Genomic DNA, 15,953 nt, shown 5'->3' with positions numbered 1-15,953 from the left:
CGGGACGCCACTCAGCGGACCTCGTTGACGTCGAGCAGGTCAACGCGCACGTATCGGCCCCCGGAGAGGGCGCTGATCACCGTGCGGAGGGCCTTGGCGGTGCGGCCGCCGCGGCCGATGACCTTCCCGAGGTCCTCGGGGTGGACGCGCACCTCCAGGACCCGGCCGCCCCGCATCCGGCGGGCGCGGACCCGGACGTCGTCCGGGTTCTCCACGATCCCGCGGACCAGGTGCTCGAGCGCTTCTTCGAGCACTGTCAGCCCTCGCTCTTGGCTTCGTCGGTCTCGGCGGCCTTGGCCTCGGACTTCTTAGGCTCGGCCCTCTTCTTGCCGCGGGTCGCGTTGCCGGCGGGCACGTCGTCGCCCAGGGACTCCTTGACCGCGGCTTCGAAGGCGGCCTTCTTGTCGGCCTTGGGCTCGGCGACCTTGAGGGTGCCCTCGGCGCCCGGCTCGCCCTTGAACTTCTGCCAGTCGCCGGTGATCTTCAGCAGGTTGAGGACGGGCTCGGTCGGCTGCGCGCCGACGCCGAGCCAGTACTGCGCGCGCTCGGAGTCGATCTGGATGAGCGACGGCTCCTGCTTGGGCTGGTAGAGCCCGATCTCCTCGATGGCGCGGCCGTCCCGCTTGGTGCGGGCGTCGGCGACGACGATCCGGTACTGCGGGTTCCGGATCTTCCCCAGACGCTTGAGCTTGATCTTGACTGCCACGGGTGTGGTGTACTCCGATTTCATTACTGGGTGGACGGGCCCGCGCCAGGTGGGGAACACCGGCTCGCGGCCGCCCGATGGACTCCGGCCGCGCAGGACGAGAGAGGGCGCCTCGCGATTCCGGGTTTCCAGCCTGTCATTCTGCCAGACGTTCGGTGTAAAGGTGCAATCGCACGAGGCCGTGTCCGCGCATCGTCCGACACGGCCTCCGGCCGCGGCGCCGGGCTTCGCGCCGCGGCCCGCCGCGCGCCCCTGGGCTGCGGGCGGTTACTTCTTCTTGCGGCCCTGGAGCTTGCCGAGGTCGGGCATCTGGAAACCGGGCGGAAGCTGGCCGCCGAGACCGGGCGGAAGGCCGCCCGGACCGCCGCCGGGACCGCCGCCGAGGCCGGGCGGGAGGCCCTGGGGCATGCCGTCGGCCGCGGGCTCCCGGTCCTTGCCGGCGGCGCGCTTGCGCGGGTCGCCGCTGCGCTGCTTGCCCTTCTTGTTCTTCTTGGCCGCCGCCTTCGCCGCCTTCTTGCGTCCGCCCGGCATGCCGGGCAGGCCCATGCCGCCGGCCATCTGGCGCATCATCTTCTGCGCGTCGAAGAACCGGGTGACGAGGCTGCTGACCTCGCCGACGCCGACGCCCGAGCCCGTCGCGATGCGGGCCCGCCGGGAGCCATTGATGATCTTGGGCTGGGCGCGTTCCTGCGGGGTCATCGAGCGGATGATCGCGGCGATCCGGTCGAGGTCCTTGTCGTCGATCTGGCTGATCTGATCGCGGACCTGCCCCATGCCCGGCATCATCCCGAGCAGGTTGCCGATCGGGCCGAGCTTGCGGATCATCATCATCTGCTCGAGGAAGTCCTCGAGCGTGAAGTCCTCGCCCGACGCGAACTTGGTCGACATCTTCTCGGCCTGCTCGGCGTCGAACGCCTGCTCGGCCTGCTCGATCAGGGTGAGGATGTCGCCCATGTCGAGGATCCGGCCCGCCATGCGGTCCGGGTGGAAGACGCTGAAGTCCTCCAGCTTCTCGCCCGTCGAGGCGAACATGATCGGACGTCCGGTGACGTGCCGGACCGACAGCGCCGCGCCGCCGCGCGCGTCGCCGTCCAGCTTGGTGAGGACGACGCCGTCGAAGCCGACGCCGTCCATGAACGCCTGGGCGGTGTTGACCGCGTCCTGCCCGACCATGGCGTCGACGACGAACAGGATGTCGTCGGGCTGGACGGCGTCGCGGATGTCGATGGCCTGCTGCATCATCTCCGTGTCGACGCCGAGCCGGCCCGCGGTGTCGATGACGACGACGTCGTGCAGCGCGTGCCGGGCCTGGTCGAGGGAGCGGCGCGCCACGTCCACCGGGTCGCCGACGCCGCTGCCCGGCTCGGGCGCGAACACCGGCACGCCGGCCCGCTCGCCGACGACCTGGAGCTGCTGGACGGCGTTGGGCCGCTGCAGGTCGGCCGCCACCAGCATCGGCGTGTGGCCCTCCTGCTTCAGCCACCGGGCGAGCTTGCCCGCGAGCGTGGTCTTGCCGGCGCCCTGCAGGCCCGCGAGCATGATCACGGTCGGCGGCGTCTTGGCCAGCCGGATCCGGCGGGTCTCGCCGCCGAGGATCGCGATGAGCTCCTCGTTGACGATCTTGACGACCTGCTGCGCCGGGTTCAGCGCCCCGGAGACCTCCGCGCCCGTCGCGCGCTCCTTGACCCGCGCGATGAAGTCCTTGACGACGGGGAGCGCGACGTCGGCCTCGAGCAGCGCGATCCGGATCTCGCGGGCCGTCGCGTTGATGTCGGCCTCGGAGAGCCGGCCCTTGCTGCGCAGCGACGAGAAGACCGTCGTCAACCGGTCGGAGAGCGTCTCGAACACGTGTCTGGACCGTCCTTGGAAAGCTTCTGGGATCGCCTATCAGCGTATCGGGTCACCGTATTGGTTGCTCCGCCTCGGCGTCAGGCTCTGGAGCGCCTTCCTTCCAGGGGCGATCCGGCGATGGCCGGGCAGCGGCGAGAAGACCGTCGTCAACCGGTCGGAGAGCGTCTCGAACACGCGTCTGGACCGTCCTTGGAAGGCTTCTGGGATCGCTAAATCGCCCTGGCCGCCCGGCGCGATCGCGACGCCGGAGGGGCGCACGGCGGTGGAGGGGCACCGAAGTTCAGCTGAGGGCTTCAAGGATCCGGACCCGGACGGCGTGCAGCGCGGTGGAGTCGCCGAGGGGGCGTCCGCCGTCGTCCACCACGTAGAAGACGTCCACGGCCTCGGCGCCGAGGGTGTCGACCTGGGCGGCGCGAATCTGCAGGCCGCACGCGCCGAGCGTCTGCCCGATCCGCCACAGCAGGCCGGGACGGTCGTGGGCGCGGACCTCGATGACGGTCGCCGTCCGCGAGGCGTCCTCCAGGATCATGACGCGGGGCGGCGGGACCGTGACACCGCGCCGGACCCGGACCGACCGGGCCCGCCGCTCAAGGCGGTCGGCCACGTCGAGGCGCCCGGCGAGCATGCGCCGCAGGTCGGCCTCGAGCCCGGCCGGATCGGGCGGCGTCCCGTAATCGGGCACCGCCGTGAAGTCCAGCACCGCCGTCTCGCCGGTGCTCCTGGCGGGGGGCGCCGGTGTGCGGGCCGCGTGCGGTGGTGGGTGGGGGGCGGAGATCGTGCGGGCGGTCCGGACGGCCAGGCGGTGGAGGGCCAGGACGCCGGCAGCGCGCCAGAGGAGGCCCGGACGGTCGGGGGCGGCGATGGTGATGCGGGAGCCGGCGACGCGGACGGCGGCGCCGTCGTGGCGGGCCAGGGCCAGGTGGGCGGGGTCGAGGACGGGGGGCGGCGGCGGCGTCCCGCCGGACAGGGCGGCGGCGGCGCGGCGGACGAGTTCGGCGACGAGCCCGGCCTTCCAGGTGGTCCAGGCGGCGGGGCCGGTGGCGTTGCCGTCGGCGATCGCGAGGGCGGCGAGGAGGTCGAGGACCTCGCGTTCCCGGCCCGGCACCGCGGAGACCGCGGCGGTGACGGTCTGGACGGTGACGGGGTCGTCGATGTCGCGGCGGGTGGCGGTGTCGGGGAGCAGGAGGTGGTGGCGGACGAGCGTTTCGAGGACTCGCACGTCGTCCTCGGGGAGGCCGAGGCGCCCGGCTATGTCGCGGACGGCGGCGGCGCCCGCGGCGGAGTGGTCGCCGGGCCGCCCCTTGCCGATGTCGTGCAGGAGCGCGCCGATGAGGAGCAGGTCGGGGCGGGCGACCTCGCGGGTGAGGGCGGCGGCGCCGGCGGCGGTCTCGACGAGGTGGCGGTCCACGGTGAAGCGGTGGACGGGGTTGTGCTGCGGCCGGTTGCGGACATGCTCCCAGTCGGGCAGCAGCCGGACGATCAGCCCGGCCTGGTCCAGGGCCTCCCAGACGGCGATGGCGGCGGGACCGGCGCCGAGCAGGGAGATGAGCGCGTCGCGGGCGCCGGCGGGCCACGGCACCGGCGGGAGTCCGGCGTGCTCGGCGAGCCTGGCCACCGTGGCGGGAGCGAGCGGCAGGCCGGCCTGGGCGGCGGCGGCCGCGACGCGCAGGACGAGGCAGGGGTCGCCGAGATCGGCGTTCCGCGCGAGGACGACCTCGCCCTCGTGCTCGACGGCGCCGTCCCCGACGGGGCGCCGCTCGATCCCGCGCCGCCGGCCCTGGCCGGCGGCGGGCAGCGGCGCGGGGTGGACGGACCGGGCCCGGGTGAGCCGGTCGACGCGGCGCCACAGGTTGGAGCCCGCGTAGGTGATCGTGCGCGCCGCCTCCACGATCGAGCGCTGCAGGACGCCGGCGTCCGGCAGGCCCAGGAGGCGCGCGACGGCCTCCTGCTCCTGGAGGACGAGGCGGTCGGCGGAGCGGCCCGTGACCTCGTGCAGCGCGTGCCGCGCGTCGAGGAGCAGGTCGTGGGCGGCCCGCACCCGGCCGTCCGGGGCGGACGCCACCCAGGACGCGGCCACGGCGTGCATCACGTGGACGTCGCGGAGCCCGCCGTGGGCCTCCTTGATGTCGGGTTCGAGGAGGAAGGCGAGTTCGCCCTGGGTTTCCCAGCGTTCCCGGCACATCGCCGACAGTTCGGGCAGCCGCGCGGCGGCGTCGGCGCGCCAGTCGGTGAGGACGGCGGCGCGCAGCTCGTCCACCAGGGTGTGGTCGCCCGCGATGCGGCGCGCGGACAGCAGCCCGAGCGCGGCCTTCATGTCGCCGCGCGCGACGGTCCGGGCCTCGTGGACGGTGCGGACGGAGTGGTCGAGGCGGACCCCGGAGTCCCACAGCGGGTACCAGACCCGGTCGGCGATCTCGGCGACGTCGGCCCTGCCGCGGTGCAGGAGAACGAGGTCGAGGTCGCCGCCGGGGGTCAGCTCCCGGCGGGCGTGGCTGCCGACCGCGACGAGGGCGGCACCCTCCGGTGCGCGCCCGCCGCCCGCCTCCTGGGCGGGGCCCGAGGTCAGCAGGGCGGCGAGGCGGCGGTCCAGGTCGGCGGCCCGCGCGGCCCGCGCCGCCGCGAGGGCCGCACGTGCCGCGCCGGCCGCGCCGGTCTTGTCCGCCGCTCCGGCGCCGCCGGCCGGCGCGGGCACGGGGGCCCGCTCTCCGGCCGGCGGGTCGGCGAGGCTCACCGCATCCCCCTAGAGGGCATCCGGACCGGTCTCGCCGGTGCGGACGCGGACGACGGTGTCGACCGGCACCGCCCACACCTTGCCGTCGCCGATCTTGTCGGTGCGGGCGGCGCGGACGATGACGTCGATGATGTCGTCGGCGTCCTCCGCCTCGACCAGGACCTCGATGCGCACCTTGGGCACCAGGTCGACCTGGTACTCGGCGCCCCGGTAGACCTCGGTGTGCCCCTTCTGCCGTCCGTAGCCGCTGGCCTCGCTGACGGTCATGCCCTTGACCCCGAAGGTCTCCAGGGCCTTCTTGACCTCGTCCAGCTTGAACGGCTTGACGACCGCCGTGATGAGCTTCATCCCTACGCCTCAACCTTCTTCGCGGGGGCCGCGGGCGCCGCCGCGGTCGCCCCGGAGCCGATGCCCGCGCGGATGGTGCCGAAGTCGTAGGCGGTCTCCGCGTGCGCCGTGCTGTCGATGCCGGCGGCCTCGTCGTCCTCGCTGATCCGGAAGCCCATCGTCAGGTCGATGACCTTCGCGATCACGTAGGTCACGACGAAGGAGTAGGCGAGCGTCGCGGCGACGGCGACGGCCTGCTTGCCGAGCAGCGCGAACCCGCCGCCGGCGAGCAGCCCGTCCGCGCCGGCGTCGTTGACGGCGGTGGTGGCCAGGAGCCCGATCAGGAGGGCGCCGACGATGCCGCCGACCATGTGGACGCCGACCACGTCGAGCGAGTCGTCGTAGCCGAGCTTGTACTTGAGCCCGACCGCGAAGGCGCAGACCGCGCCGGCGACCAGGCCGAGGGCGATGGCGCCGAGCGGGGTGATGAACGCGCAGGCCGGGGTGACGGCGACCAGTCCGGCGACGACGCCGGAGGCGATGCCGAGCGTGGTGGACGAGCCGTCCCGCAGCTTCTCGACGACGATCCAGGCGAACGCGGCGGCGCAGGTCGCGACGAGCGTGTTGATGAACGCGACGGCCGCGGTCTCACCGGCCGCCAGCGCGGACCCGGCGTTGAACCCGAACCACCCGAACCACAGCAGTCCGGCGCCGAGCAGGACGAACGGCAGGTTGTGCGGGCGCATCGGCTCCTTCGGCCAGCCCTTGCGCTTGCCGAGGACGAGCACCAGCGCGAGCGCCGCGACACCGGCGTTGATGTGCACGACCGTCCCGCCCGCGAAGTCGAGCGCGCCGAGGTCGAACAGCCAGCCGGCCTTGCCGCCCTCCTCGCCGTCCGACCACCACACCCAGTGCGCGATCGGGAAGTAGACGAACGTGGCCCACACCAGGGTGAACACGACCCAGGCGCCGAACTTGGCACGGTCCGCGACGGCGCCGCTGATCAGCGCGACGGTGATGATGGCGAACGTCGCCTGGAAGGCCACGAACACCAGTTGCGGGATGCCCGTGCCGTCGTCGGCCGTGGCGGCCTTCTCCAGGCCGACGAGCCCCCAGTCGCCGAATCCGCCGATGAACGAGCTGAGCGCGCCGCCGTCGCCGAAGGTGAGGGAGTAGCCGTAGACGACCCACGCCATGCCCACCACGGCGATGCTGACGAAGCTCATCATCATCATGTTGAGCACGCTCTTGGCGCGGCTCATGCCTCCGTAGAAGAAGGCGAGCCCGGGTGTCATCAGCAGGACGAGCGCCGTGCTCGTCAGCATCCAGGCGGTACTACCGCTATCGATCTTCATCTCTGAGAGAGTCCCTCCTCGCCAGGGAACTTCGAACTGCTCAGAGACTCGACCTCGGCGGTTTCGCGCACGGGGCTCCCGCGTTTCGCAGGTGTGAAAACCGGCCCCCGGGTGTTTCGAGGGTGTTACTAAGTCCTCACATGCCGTATTTAACCGATTAGAGGTTCATTTCAGTCGCCCAAAATCGCGTCCACGAAGGCCTCCGGCTCGAACGGGGCGAGGTCGTCCGGCCCCTCCCCCAGCCCGACCAGCTTGACCGGAACGCCCAGCTCCCGCTGAACCTGGACGACGATGCCGCCCTTCGCGGTGCCGTCCAGCTTGGTGAGGACGACGCCCGTGACGTTCACGACCTCCGCGAAGACCCGCGCCTGCTGCATGCCGTTCTGCCCGGTGGTCGCGTCCAGGACCAGGAGGACCTCGTCCACCGCGGCCTGCTTCTCCACGACGCGCTTCACCTTGCCCAGCTCGTCCATCAGCCCGGTCTTGGTGTGCAGCCGCCCCGCCGTGTCGATGATCACCGCGTTGACCTTGGTCTCGATGCCCTGCTTGACCGCGTCGAACGCGACGCTCGCCGGGTCGGCGCCCTCGTCCCTGCGGACGACCTGCGCGCCGACGCGCGTCCCCCACGTCTCCAGCTGGTCGGCCGCGGCGGCGCGGAAGGTGTCGGCGGCGCCGAGCAGCACCGTGTTGCCGTCGCCGACGAGGACGCGGCCGAGCTTGCCGCAGGTCGTGGTCTTGCCGGTGCCGTTGACGCCGACGACCATGAGCACCGCCGGACGGTCGCCGTGCGCCTCGATGCGCAGCGAGCGGTCCAGGTCCGGGCCGATCTGCTTGACCAGCTCCTGCTTGAGCAGGTCGCGGACCTCCTCCGCGCTGCGGGTGCCGAGGACCTGGACGCGGGTCCGCAGGTCGTCGGTGACCTGGCGGGCCACGGCGGCGCCCATGTCCGCGGTGATCAGAGTGTCCTCGATCTCCTCCCAGGCGTCGTCGTCGAGCGTGTCGCGCGACAGCAGGCCGAGCAGGGTCTTGCCGAACGTGTTCTGGGAGCGCGCGAGCCGCGCCCGCAGCCGGACCAGCCGGCCCGCGCCGGGCGGCGGCTTCTCGATCTCCACCGTGGGCCGCGGCGCCGGCACCTCCGCCGGCGGCGCCCGCTCCGCGGTCGGGGCCCCGGCCTCCGCCTCGTCGACGGCGGTCGCGCCACCGGTCCGTTCCGGCTCCCGCTCGACCGGCGGGCGAGGACGTGTACGGCGGGGCCGCAGCAGCGTGATCCCGCCGATGATCAGAGCGACGGCGGCCAGCGCGGCGATGACGATCAGATATTCCATAGCGCCCCCAGTTTTGCATGCTCGCCCAGGGAGCCGTGTTAACCAGGGGGCGGCCCCTGAACCCCGTGGAACGCCGGCGCCGCGATCGTGCGCGGGGCCGGGCTCCGAGCCCGGACGCGGCTCGGCTCAGAGCGCGTCCGGCGACCCGCCCGGCAGCGACGCCCGTTCGGAGGACTCCCATTCGTCGACGTTGCGGAGGAGGGCCTCCAGGTAAGAGCGCAGGTGAGTGCGGTAGACGTCGCTGTAGGTGCGCAGGTAGGCGATCTCGCGTTCCATCGCGCGGCGGTCGTCGTCCGGCTGGGGCGCGGGGCGGGCTGCCGGCGCGGAGCGGACGGCCGCGTCGGCCACGGCGGCGGCCTTGCGGTGGGCGTCCTCCAGGAGGTGTTCGGCGCGTCCCTTGGCGTCGGACAGGATCGCCTCCCGGTGCAGCCGCGCCTCGTGGGCCAGTTCGCGCGTGTAGCGTTCGGCGTCCGCGACGTACAGGTCGGCGGTCTGCTGGGCCTGCGACAGGATCCGGACGGCCTGGAAGTGCGCGTCCTCGGGCGCCATCACGCCGCGCCCGCCGCCCTCGGCCGCCTGGGCGCGCAGCCGGTTCACCTCGTCGGCGAGGGCGGCCTTGTCGCTGAAGATCTGGACGAGCTCGCCCTCGACGTACTGCAGGAAGTTGCGGACCTGCTCCTCGTCGTACCCGCGGCGCCCGAGGGCGGCGCGGGCGAACACCACGGAGTGGAGTTCGCCCGGCGTCAGCCGCGAGCCCGCCGAGACGACGGGAAGGTTCGGGGAGTTCAACGCGCTCACCTCTGTGCGTCGGCGAAGGTTTCCAGGCGGATGCGGTCGCGCGCGACGCCGAGCCGCGCCAGCTGCTCGACGGTGTGCCCGACCATCGCGGACGGCCCGCACACGTAGGCGTCGTGGCCGTCCCAGGGGCCGTGCGCGGCCACGACGTTCGACAGGTCGCCGTGCTCGACGTCGTCCTCGCCCGAGCGGAGCACGGACGAGAAGCCGTGCCCGCCCGGCTCGTCCGACACGGCGGGCACGACGGTGAGCCAGGGGAACCCGCCCGCCAGCTTGGTCAGGTCCTCCAGGTCGTACAGGCCGTCCCGGGTGCGGGCGCCGAAGAACAGGTGCACGCGCGGCGGGACGGGACGGCGCGAGATCTGCTCCAGGATCGCCTTGAGCGGGGCCAGGCCGGTGCTGCCCGCGACGAGCAGCACGTTCCGCGGGGACTCGGCGTCCAGCGTGAGCGTGCCGACGGGGGCGCCCATCCGGACCCGGTCGCCCGTCTCGGTGCCGCGCACCAGCACCGGGCTCACCGGCCCGCCGTCCACCAGCCGGACGTGGAAGTCCACCGAGTGGTCGGGGCGTGGCGCGTTCGCCATCGAGTAGTACCGCCAGTGCCGCAGCCGGGACGGCACCTCCAGCGCGACCGACTGGCCGGGCAGGTAGGGCAGCGGCCGGTCCGGCTGGACGCGCAGGACGGCGATGTCGAACCGGCGCCGCTCGACCGCGACGACCTGGCCGTTCCACCAGGCGGGGCTGTGCAGGGCGTTCTCGTCGGCGGCCTCCAGCATGACCTTGGCGACGAGGCTGTAGGCGGCGTTCCAGTCGCCTTCGACCTCGTCGCTCCAGTCGTCGCCCGTGAAGTGCCGGAGCGTGGCGAGGAGGCTGGCCCCGACGTGCGGGTAGTGCTCGGCGACGATGCCGAACCTGCGGTGGTCGCGGCCGAGCTGCTGGATGAACGGGACGAGGGCGGGCAGGTCGTCGACCTGGGCGACGATGTGCCCGAGGGCGCGCAGCAGCTTGTCGCGCTGGCCGCTCATCCCGATGGGGAACATGTCGCGCAGGTGGGGGTTGCGCACGAACAGGTCGGAGTAGAAGAAGAGGGCGACGGCGTCGCCCTGTCCGGCGACCCGGTCGAAGCTGTCCTTCAGTCGCTGGGCGTCCACGCCGGATCAGGAGACGGGCTCCGCGGCGGCCTCCGCCATGACCTGCGCGACGACGCCGTAGGCGGCCGTCCAGTCGCGTTCGAGCTCCTCGTTCCACGCGGGGCCGCTGAAGTGGGCGAGGGTCGCGAGGAGGGCGGCGCCGACGGGGGCGTAGTGGTCGGCGACGACGCCGAAGCCGTGGTGGCGCCGGCCGAGGTCCCGCAGGAACGGGACGAGGGCGTCCGGATCGTCGACCGACGAGACGATCTGGGAGAGCGCGGCGAGCAGCACCTCGTGCTGTTTGGCCATCGCCGCCGGGAACATGGACCTGAGCTGCGGCGCACGCGCGAAAAGGTCGGCGTAGAAATATTCGGCGACGTCGATGCCGTTCGCGGCGACGAGTGCGAAATTGTCCTTGAGTTTCCGGGCGTCCACGGGCAGCACACCTCTCCGGGTCCTCCGTACCCGGGCGCGAGGCCCGGGTGGGGGAGCCGGAGAACCACGGTGCACATGGGTAGTGGATGCCCTCCGGGCCGCACAAGCCCGCCAGCGTCGCCGCGGCGTCACCGTCGGTACAGGCCGGTCACGGCGCTTCCCCGCCACCGGGGAGAACGCACCGTGATCCGTCGGTTATCGCGCACGGAAAAGATTTCTCTGCTGTCCGAATTGCGGACGGATGAGCGGTGCATCGTTCCAAGGAAACGATGACGGAAATTACGGCCATTTGACATCCGCAACACGCCGGTGACACGGGCCCGCCCGCCTGCCGGGGCGCCGGTCAGCTCAGCCGCTGGCTGACCACCTGGGTGACGCCGTCGCCGCGCATGCTGACGCCGTAGAGGGCGTCGGCGCCCTCCATCGTCCGCTTCTGGTGGGTGATGACGATGAGCTGCGACGACTCGCGCAGCTCCTCGAAGACGGTGATGAGCCGCTGCGTGTTGGTGTCGTCGAGCGCGGCCTCGACCTCGTCCAGGACGTAGAACGGGGACGGGCGCGCCTTGAAGACGGCGACGAGGAAGGCGATGGCGACCAGGGACCGCTCGCCGCCGGACAGCAGCGACAGCCGCTTGACCTTCTTGCCGGGCGGGCGGGCCGCGACCTCGACGCCGGTCGTGAGGATGTCGTCGGGCTCGGTCAGCGAGAGGCTGCCCTCGCCGCCCGGGAACAGCCGGGCGAAGATCCGCTCGAACTCGCGGGCGGTGTCCTCGTAGGCGGCGCCGAACACCTCCTGGACGCGTTCGTCGACCTCCTTGACGAGGCCGAGCAGCTCGCGCTGGGTCTTCTTGAGGTCCTCCAGCTGGGAGGTGAGGAAGGCGTGCCGCTCCTCCAGCGCGGCGAACTCCTCCAGGGCGAGCGGGTTGACCTTGCCGAGCTGGTTGAGCTGCCGCTCGGCGGCCTTGGCGCGCTTCTCCTGGACGGTCCGGTCGTAGGGGACGGGCCGCGCGTCCTCCCCCTTCTCGGGGTCGGGCGGGACGAGCTGGTCGGGCCCGTACTCGGCGACCAGCGACTCGACCTCCAGGCCGTACTCCTCCAGGGCGCGCTGCTCGTACTGCTCCAGCCGGAGCCGCTGCTCGGCCCGCGCGACCTCGTTGCCGTGGACGACGTTGACCAGGCGCTCCAGGGTGGCCGACAGCTCGCGCACCTGCGTGCGGACCACCTTCAGCTCGGCCTCCCGCGCGGTCTTGGCCTGCTCGGCGGCCTCGCGGCGGCGGACCGCGGCGGCGAGGGAGTGCTCGATGCGCTCCAGGGCGGTGCGGGCGCCCCGGTGGACGGCTTTGGCGACCCTGGCCTGCTCCTCGCGGCGGGCGCGGCGCTGGGCGGCGCGGGCGCGCTCCTCGCGTTCGCGGCGGGCGCCGCGCTCCAGGGTGTCGGCGCGGCCGGTGATGGCCTGGACGCGCTCCTCGGCGGTGCGGACCGACAGCCGCGCCTCCATCTCGGCGGAGCGCAGCCCCCGGCAGCGGGCGTCCAGCTCGTCGCGCGCCTCGGTGTCGTGCCCGGCCTCGTCGGCGACCTCGGCGGCCTCCTGCGACTCGGCGAGCCGCATGGCGAGCTCCTCGGCCGCCTGGGTGTCGCGCTCCAGCGACTCCGTCGCCGCGTCGAGCGCCTTGGTGAGCCGCTCCGCCTCGCCGCGCGCGGCACGGAAGTCGGCTTCCAGGCGCGCGGCGCGCTTGGCCTCCTGCGCGGCCTGCGCGTCGGACTCGCGCAAGCGCGCGCGGACGCGGTCAAGCTCGGACTGGGCCCGGTCGACGCTCGACTGGGCCGCGTTGGCCGAAGCCTCGGCGGCCTCCAGCGCCGTCTGGGCGGACTGCTCCCGCTCCGCCGACGCGCCGAGTTCGCCGGCGGCGGCCACGGCCGCCGTCTCGGCGGCGGCGAGGTCCTCGGTGGCCTGGTCCAGGGTCGCGCGCATCTGCAGGAGGCTCTGGCCGCCGGTCGCGCCGCCCTGGGCCCAGTGCGCGCCCACGAGCTGGCCTTCACGGGTCACGGCGCGCAGGGACGGCTCCCGGCGGACGAGCGCGGCGGCGGACGGCACGTCGTCCACGACGGCCACGTCCCGCAGAAGGTGCTCAAGGGCGGGACGCACGACGTCCGGGACGGTCACCGCGTCGCCCGCGTAGTCGACGCCGGGGACGCGCGCCGATGATGCCGCCGCTCCCCCGCCGATAAGCAGCCCGGCGCGCCCGGCGTCCCGGGAGCGGAGCAGCGTCAGCGCGGCCTCGGCGGTGTCCAGGGAGCCGACGGCGATGGCCTCGGCGGCGTTGCCGAGCGCGGCGGCGACGGCCGTCTCGTAGCCGGGACGGACGTTCAGCAGCGACGCGACCGTCCCCAGCACTCCGTCGAGCGAGCCGTCGGCGCCCGCCGACAGCAGGACCTCGCCGCCGTCGGCGGCGCTGGCGAGCGTCAGGTTCAGGGCCTCGATCCGCGCCTGCAGCGCGGTGACCCGCTTCTGCGCGGCCTGGTCGGCGGACCGCGCCGACCCCACGCCCGCCCGCGCCTCCTTCAGGGCGCGGCGCGGACCGTCCACGCCCGCCCGCGCGGCCTCGGCGGCGTCCTTCGCGGTCGCGAGGGCCTCCTGCGCGACCTCGTGCTCGGCGGCGAGCGCCGGGTCCTCGACGACCTCGGCCTCGAACGCCTCGAACTCCACCCGGGCGTCCTCGGCGCGCTGCTCGGCCTCCTCCCGCGCGTCGGCGAGCCGTCCGATCTCGGACCGCCCGGCCTGCGCCTTGCTGCGCACCGCCTCGACCCGGCCGCGCAGCCGGGCCAGCTCCTCGCGGCGGTCGGCGGCCGCGCGCGCGGCGGCCTGCAGGCGGCGCTCCTCGGCGCCGAGCGCCTCCTCGACGCCCGTCCGCTCCTCGACGGCGTCGGCCAGGGCGTCCTGCGCCTCGTCCAGCGCGGCGCGGAGCATCTCCTCCTGCTCGCGGATCTCGGCGGCCTCGCGCTCCATGTCCTCGGGGTCGCGGCCGCGCCGCTCCTCCTCGCGCGCCTCGGCGGCGTTGCGGTGCCGCTCGGCGGCGAGGTCGGCGACGCCCCGCAGCCGCTCCTTCAGCGCCGACAACCGGAACCAGGTGTCCTGGACCTGCGCGAGCCGCGGCGCCTGCTCGGCCTCCTCGGCCTCCAGCACGGCCTCGCGCCGCTGCGCCTCGGCCAGCGCCCGCTCCGTCTCGGCGCGGCGCTCCCGGATCGCGGCCTCGTCGGCGGCCTCCTGCTCCAGCCGCGTGCCGAGCGTGACGAGGTCGTCGGCCAGCAGCCGCAGCCGCGCGTCGCGCAGATCGGCCTGGATCACCGCCGCGCGCCGCGCGATCTCGGCCTGCTTCCCGAGCGGCTTCAGCTGCCGCCGCAGCTCGCCGGTGAGGTCCTGCACGCGGGTGAGGTTGCCCTGCATCGCGTCCAGCTTGCGGAGCGCCTTCTCCTTGCGCTTGCGGTGCTTGAGGACGCCGGCGGCCTCCTCGATCACCGCCCGGCGCCCCTCCGGGCCCGAGTGCAGGACGCGGTCGAGCTGCCCCTGCCCGATGATGACGTGCATCTCGCGGCCGATGCCGGAGTCGGACAGGAGCTCCTGGATGTCCAGCAGCCGGCAGCCGTCGCCGTTGATCGCGTACTCGCTCGACCCGGACCGGAACATCAGCCGGCTGATCGTCACCTCGGTGTAGTCGATCGGCAGCGCCCCGTCGGAGTTGTCGATCGTCAGCACGACCTCGGCGCGCCCGAGCGGCGCCCGGTTCGCCGTCCCGGCGAAGATGACGTCCTCCATCTTGCCGCCGCGCAGCGACTTGGCGCCCTGCTCGCCCATGACCCAGGCCAGCGCGTCCACCACGTTGGACTTGCCCGACCCGTTCGGCCCCACGACCGCGGTGATCCCCGGCTCGAACTTGAGCGTGGTCGAGGACGCGAAGGACTTGAAGCCGCGCAACGTCAAGGTCTTCAGGTACAAACCCTCGCCATCCTCCCTGCTCCACGTCGGTGGGCACCGGCCCGATCGCAACGCTAGAGGCTATCGCGTACCTGCGCCGACGACCGGTGCGCCGCCCGCACGGCCTCCCGCCGGACGTCCGGCGCCCCCTTCGTCCACCGCCGCACCCCGTCAGATGCCACATTTCCAAAGATCGACACAGAACGCCGGGATTCGGCCGACCCGAAACCCGGCGAACCTTTACCGTTCCTTGACGCCCCGGCCGCGAACGCGCGCTCTCGCCGCGCGATCCGGCTACGCGCAGGAATGGCGCCAGAAGACGAGCGCCCCCGGACTCCGGGCCGGCCGTGCGGTGACGCGCGCGGCGCGATCCCGGCAGGTCGGCTCGTCACGTGCAGAGGCCCAGAGTCACCGGTCCGGTGACATCTGGGCCTTGTGTTCTTTATGCTCAGCTCCGCGGAGACCTCGGCGTTGCGATCGCGTGCGAAGCCAGGTTCGAGCCTGCGAGAACCTGATCGCGCAGCGAGCCCCTAGGCGAGCCGGAGCGATGCAGCGATCGCCGCTTTGCCCGTTGAGGGAAGGCGCGCCAGCGCCTGACGCCGAGGGCGAAGCAATGAATAGGTGACAACCCGGCTGATCAGGTCAGCGCGGGTTCGCGGTCCTTCACCGCGAGGGACATCACATCGTCGTCCGGCGCCGTCGCGAGCGCGTCGTTCTCTGCCTGAAGCCGTACGAGTTCGGCTTCCAGATCACGTACGCGCTGCTGCAGGCGCCGCATCTCCGCGACCATCCGGGGGTCGGGACCGCCGACGTGGCCGAGTAGAGCCTTCGCCATGACTAAGGGTCCTCCACGCTGAGTAACCAGCAGGGATCGCGCACGAGAATCAACTGAAGTCGGTGCGCGTATCGTCTAGAGTCGCACCGGCCGGTGTCCTGGTCAAGACGCACATCACAGGCCGGTAACAACCTTCCTCTACTAGTTTAGCAGGTACGAACCGGAACGCCCTACCCGGTCAGCGTTCCAGAAAACCGGCGGCCTCGCCGCGCGGCTCGCTCCAGCGCTCGGCGACCCCCGTGACCTCGCCCGGACGTCCCGCCGCCGCGCCGCCCAGCAGGTCGAGCAGGGCGCGGCACTTCCCGCGCGGCCCCTCCGCGACGACCTCCACGCGGCCGTCGGCCAGGTTCGCCGCGCTGCCGGCCAGGCCGAGTTCCAGGGCCCGCGACCGCACCCACCAGCGGAACCCGACGCCCTGGACGCGTCCGCGCACCCAGGCCGTGAGCCGCACGATCTCCTCGCCGTCCTCGTCGTCCCTCACGTTCCGGAA

General features: G+C 73.2%; 13 protein-coding genes. All 13 read right to left on the bottom strand.

Translation table 11 applies throughout. The annotated features are described in order from the left end of the window. Positions 1-11: 11 nt before the first annotated feature. Positions 12-254, bottom strand: coding sequence for an RNA-binding protein (locus ACA511_RS32735; RefSeq protein WP_375028546.1), 243 nt, complete (start codon positions 252-254; stop codon positions 12-14). Between the two features lie 2 nt (positions 255-256). Continuing rightward, the gene (rpsP, locus tag ACA511_RS32730; protein ID WP_375028545.1) at positions 257-706 is read right to left on the bottom strand and encodes a 30S ribosomal protein S16; all 450 of its coding nucleotides are present in this window, start codon (positions 704-706) and stop codon (positions 257-259) included. 267 nt (positions 707-973) lie between these two features. Continuing rightward, a complete protein-coding gene (ffh, locus tag ACA511_RS32725) occupies positions 974-2,554 on the bottom strand; it encodes a signal recognition particle protein (protein ID WP_375028544.1) in 1,581 nt (526 codons plus the stop codon). A 283-nt stretch (positions 2,555-2,837) separates the two neighbouring features. After that, positions 2,838-5,288, bottom strand: a complete 2,451-nt coding sequence (locus ACA511_RS32720; RefSeq protein WP_375028543.1) for a [protein-PII] uridylyltransferase — start codon at positions 5,286-5,288, stop codon at positions 2,838-2,840. A 9-nt stretch (positions 5,289-5,297) separates the two neighbouring features. After that, the gene (locus ACA511_RS32715) at positions 5,298-5,636 is read right to left on the bottom strand and encodes a P-II family nitrogen regulator (protein ID WP_375028542.1); all 339 of its coding nucleotides are present in this window, start codon (positions 5,634-5,636) and stop codon (positions 5,298-5,300) included. A 2-nt stretch (positions 5,637-5,638) separates the two neighbouring features. Further along, positions 5,639-6,970 (bottom strand): ammonium transporter, encoded by a 1,332-nt coding sequence (locus ACA511_RS32710; protein ID WP_375028541.1) that lies wholly within the window; start codon positions 6,968-6,970, stop codon positions 5,639-5,641. Between the two features lie 170 nt (positions 6,971-7,140). Further along, on the bottom strand, positions 7,141-8,295 hold the full coding sequence (ftsY, locus tag ACA511_RS32705; protein WP_375028540.1) for a signal recognition particle-docking protein FtsY: 1,155 nt from the start codon (positions 8,293-8,295) through the stop codon (positions 7,141-7,143). A 126-nt stretch (positions 8,296-8,421) separates the two neighbouring features. Beyond that, positions 8,422-9,084: a DivIVA domain-containing protein gene (locus ACA511_RS32700; RefSeq protein WP_375028539.1), complete on the bottom strand. Its 663-nt coding sequence runs from the start codon at positions 9,082-9,084 to the stop codon at positions 8,422-8,424. Positions 9,085-9,089: 5 nt separating this feature from the next. Beyond that, entirely contained in the window at positions 9,090-10,241 is a 1,152-nt protein-coding gene (locus ACA511_RS32695; protein ID WP_375028538.1) for a globin domain-containing protein, read from the bottom strand. 6 nt (positions 10,242-10,247) lie between these two features. Further along, positions 10,248-10,655: a globin domain-containing protein gene (locus ACA511_RS32690; protein ID WP_375028537.1), complete on the bottom strand. Its 408-nt coding sequence runs from the start codon at positions 10,653-10,655 to the stop codon at positions 10,248-10,250. Between the two features lie 343 nt (positions 10,656-10,998). Beyond that, a complete protein-coding gene (gene smc, locus ACA511_RS32685) occupies positions 10,999-14,649 on the bottom strand; it encodes a chromosome segregation protein SMC (RefSeq protein ID WP_375028536.1) in 3,651 nt (1,216 codons plus the stop codon). Between the two features lie 616 nt (positions 14,650-15,265). Continuing rightward, positions 15,266-15,463: a hypothetical protein gene (locus ACA511_RS32680; RefSeq protein ID WP_083946295.1), complete on the bottom strand. Its 198-nt coding sequence runs from the start codon at positions 15,461-15,463 to the stop codon at positions 15,266-15,268. Positions 15,464-15,641: 178 nt separating this feature from the next. Beyond that, on the bottom strand, positions 15,642-15,944 hold the full coding sequence (locus tag ACA511_RS32675) for an acylphosphatase (protein WP_375028535.1): 303 nt from the start codon (positions 15,942-15,944) through the stop codon (positions 15,642-15,644). Positions 15,945-15,953: the final 9 nt, after the last annotated feature.

This window comes from Actinomadura sp. GTD37 (assembly GCF_041951365.1).
Lineage (GTDB): Bacteria > Actinomycetota > Actinomycetes > Streptosporangiales > Streptosporangiaceae > Spirillospora.
Note: the sequence above shows the minus strand (reverse complement) of the source record. Positions and strands in the feature narration are given on the sequence as shown.

Coding starts and splice junctions, on each gene's coding strand:
- ftsY (WP_375028540.1), bottom strand. CDS start 8,295: ATGGAATATCTGATCGTCATCGCCGCGCTGGCCGCCGTCGCTCTGATC.
- ACA511_RS32710 (WP_375028541.1), bottom strand. CDS start 6,970: ATGAAGATCGATAGCGGTAGTACCGCCTGGATGCTGACGAGCACGGCG.
- ACA511_RS32680 (WP_083946295.1), bottom strand. CDS start 15,463: ATGGCGAAGGCTCTACTCGGCCACGTCGGCGGTCCCGACCCCCGGATG.
- ACA511_RS32715 (WP_375028542.1), bottom strand. CDS start 5,636: ATGAAGCTCATCACGGCGGTCGTCAAGCCGTTCAAGCTGGACGAGGTC.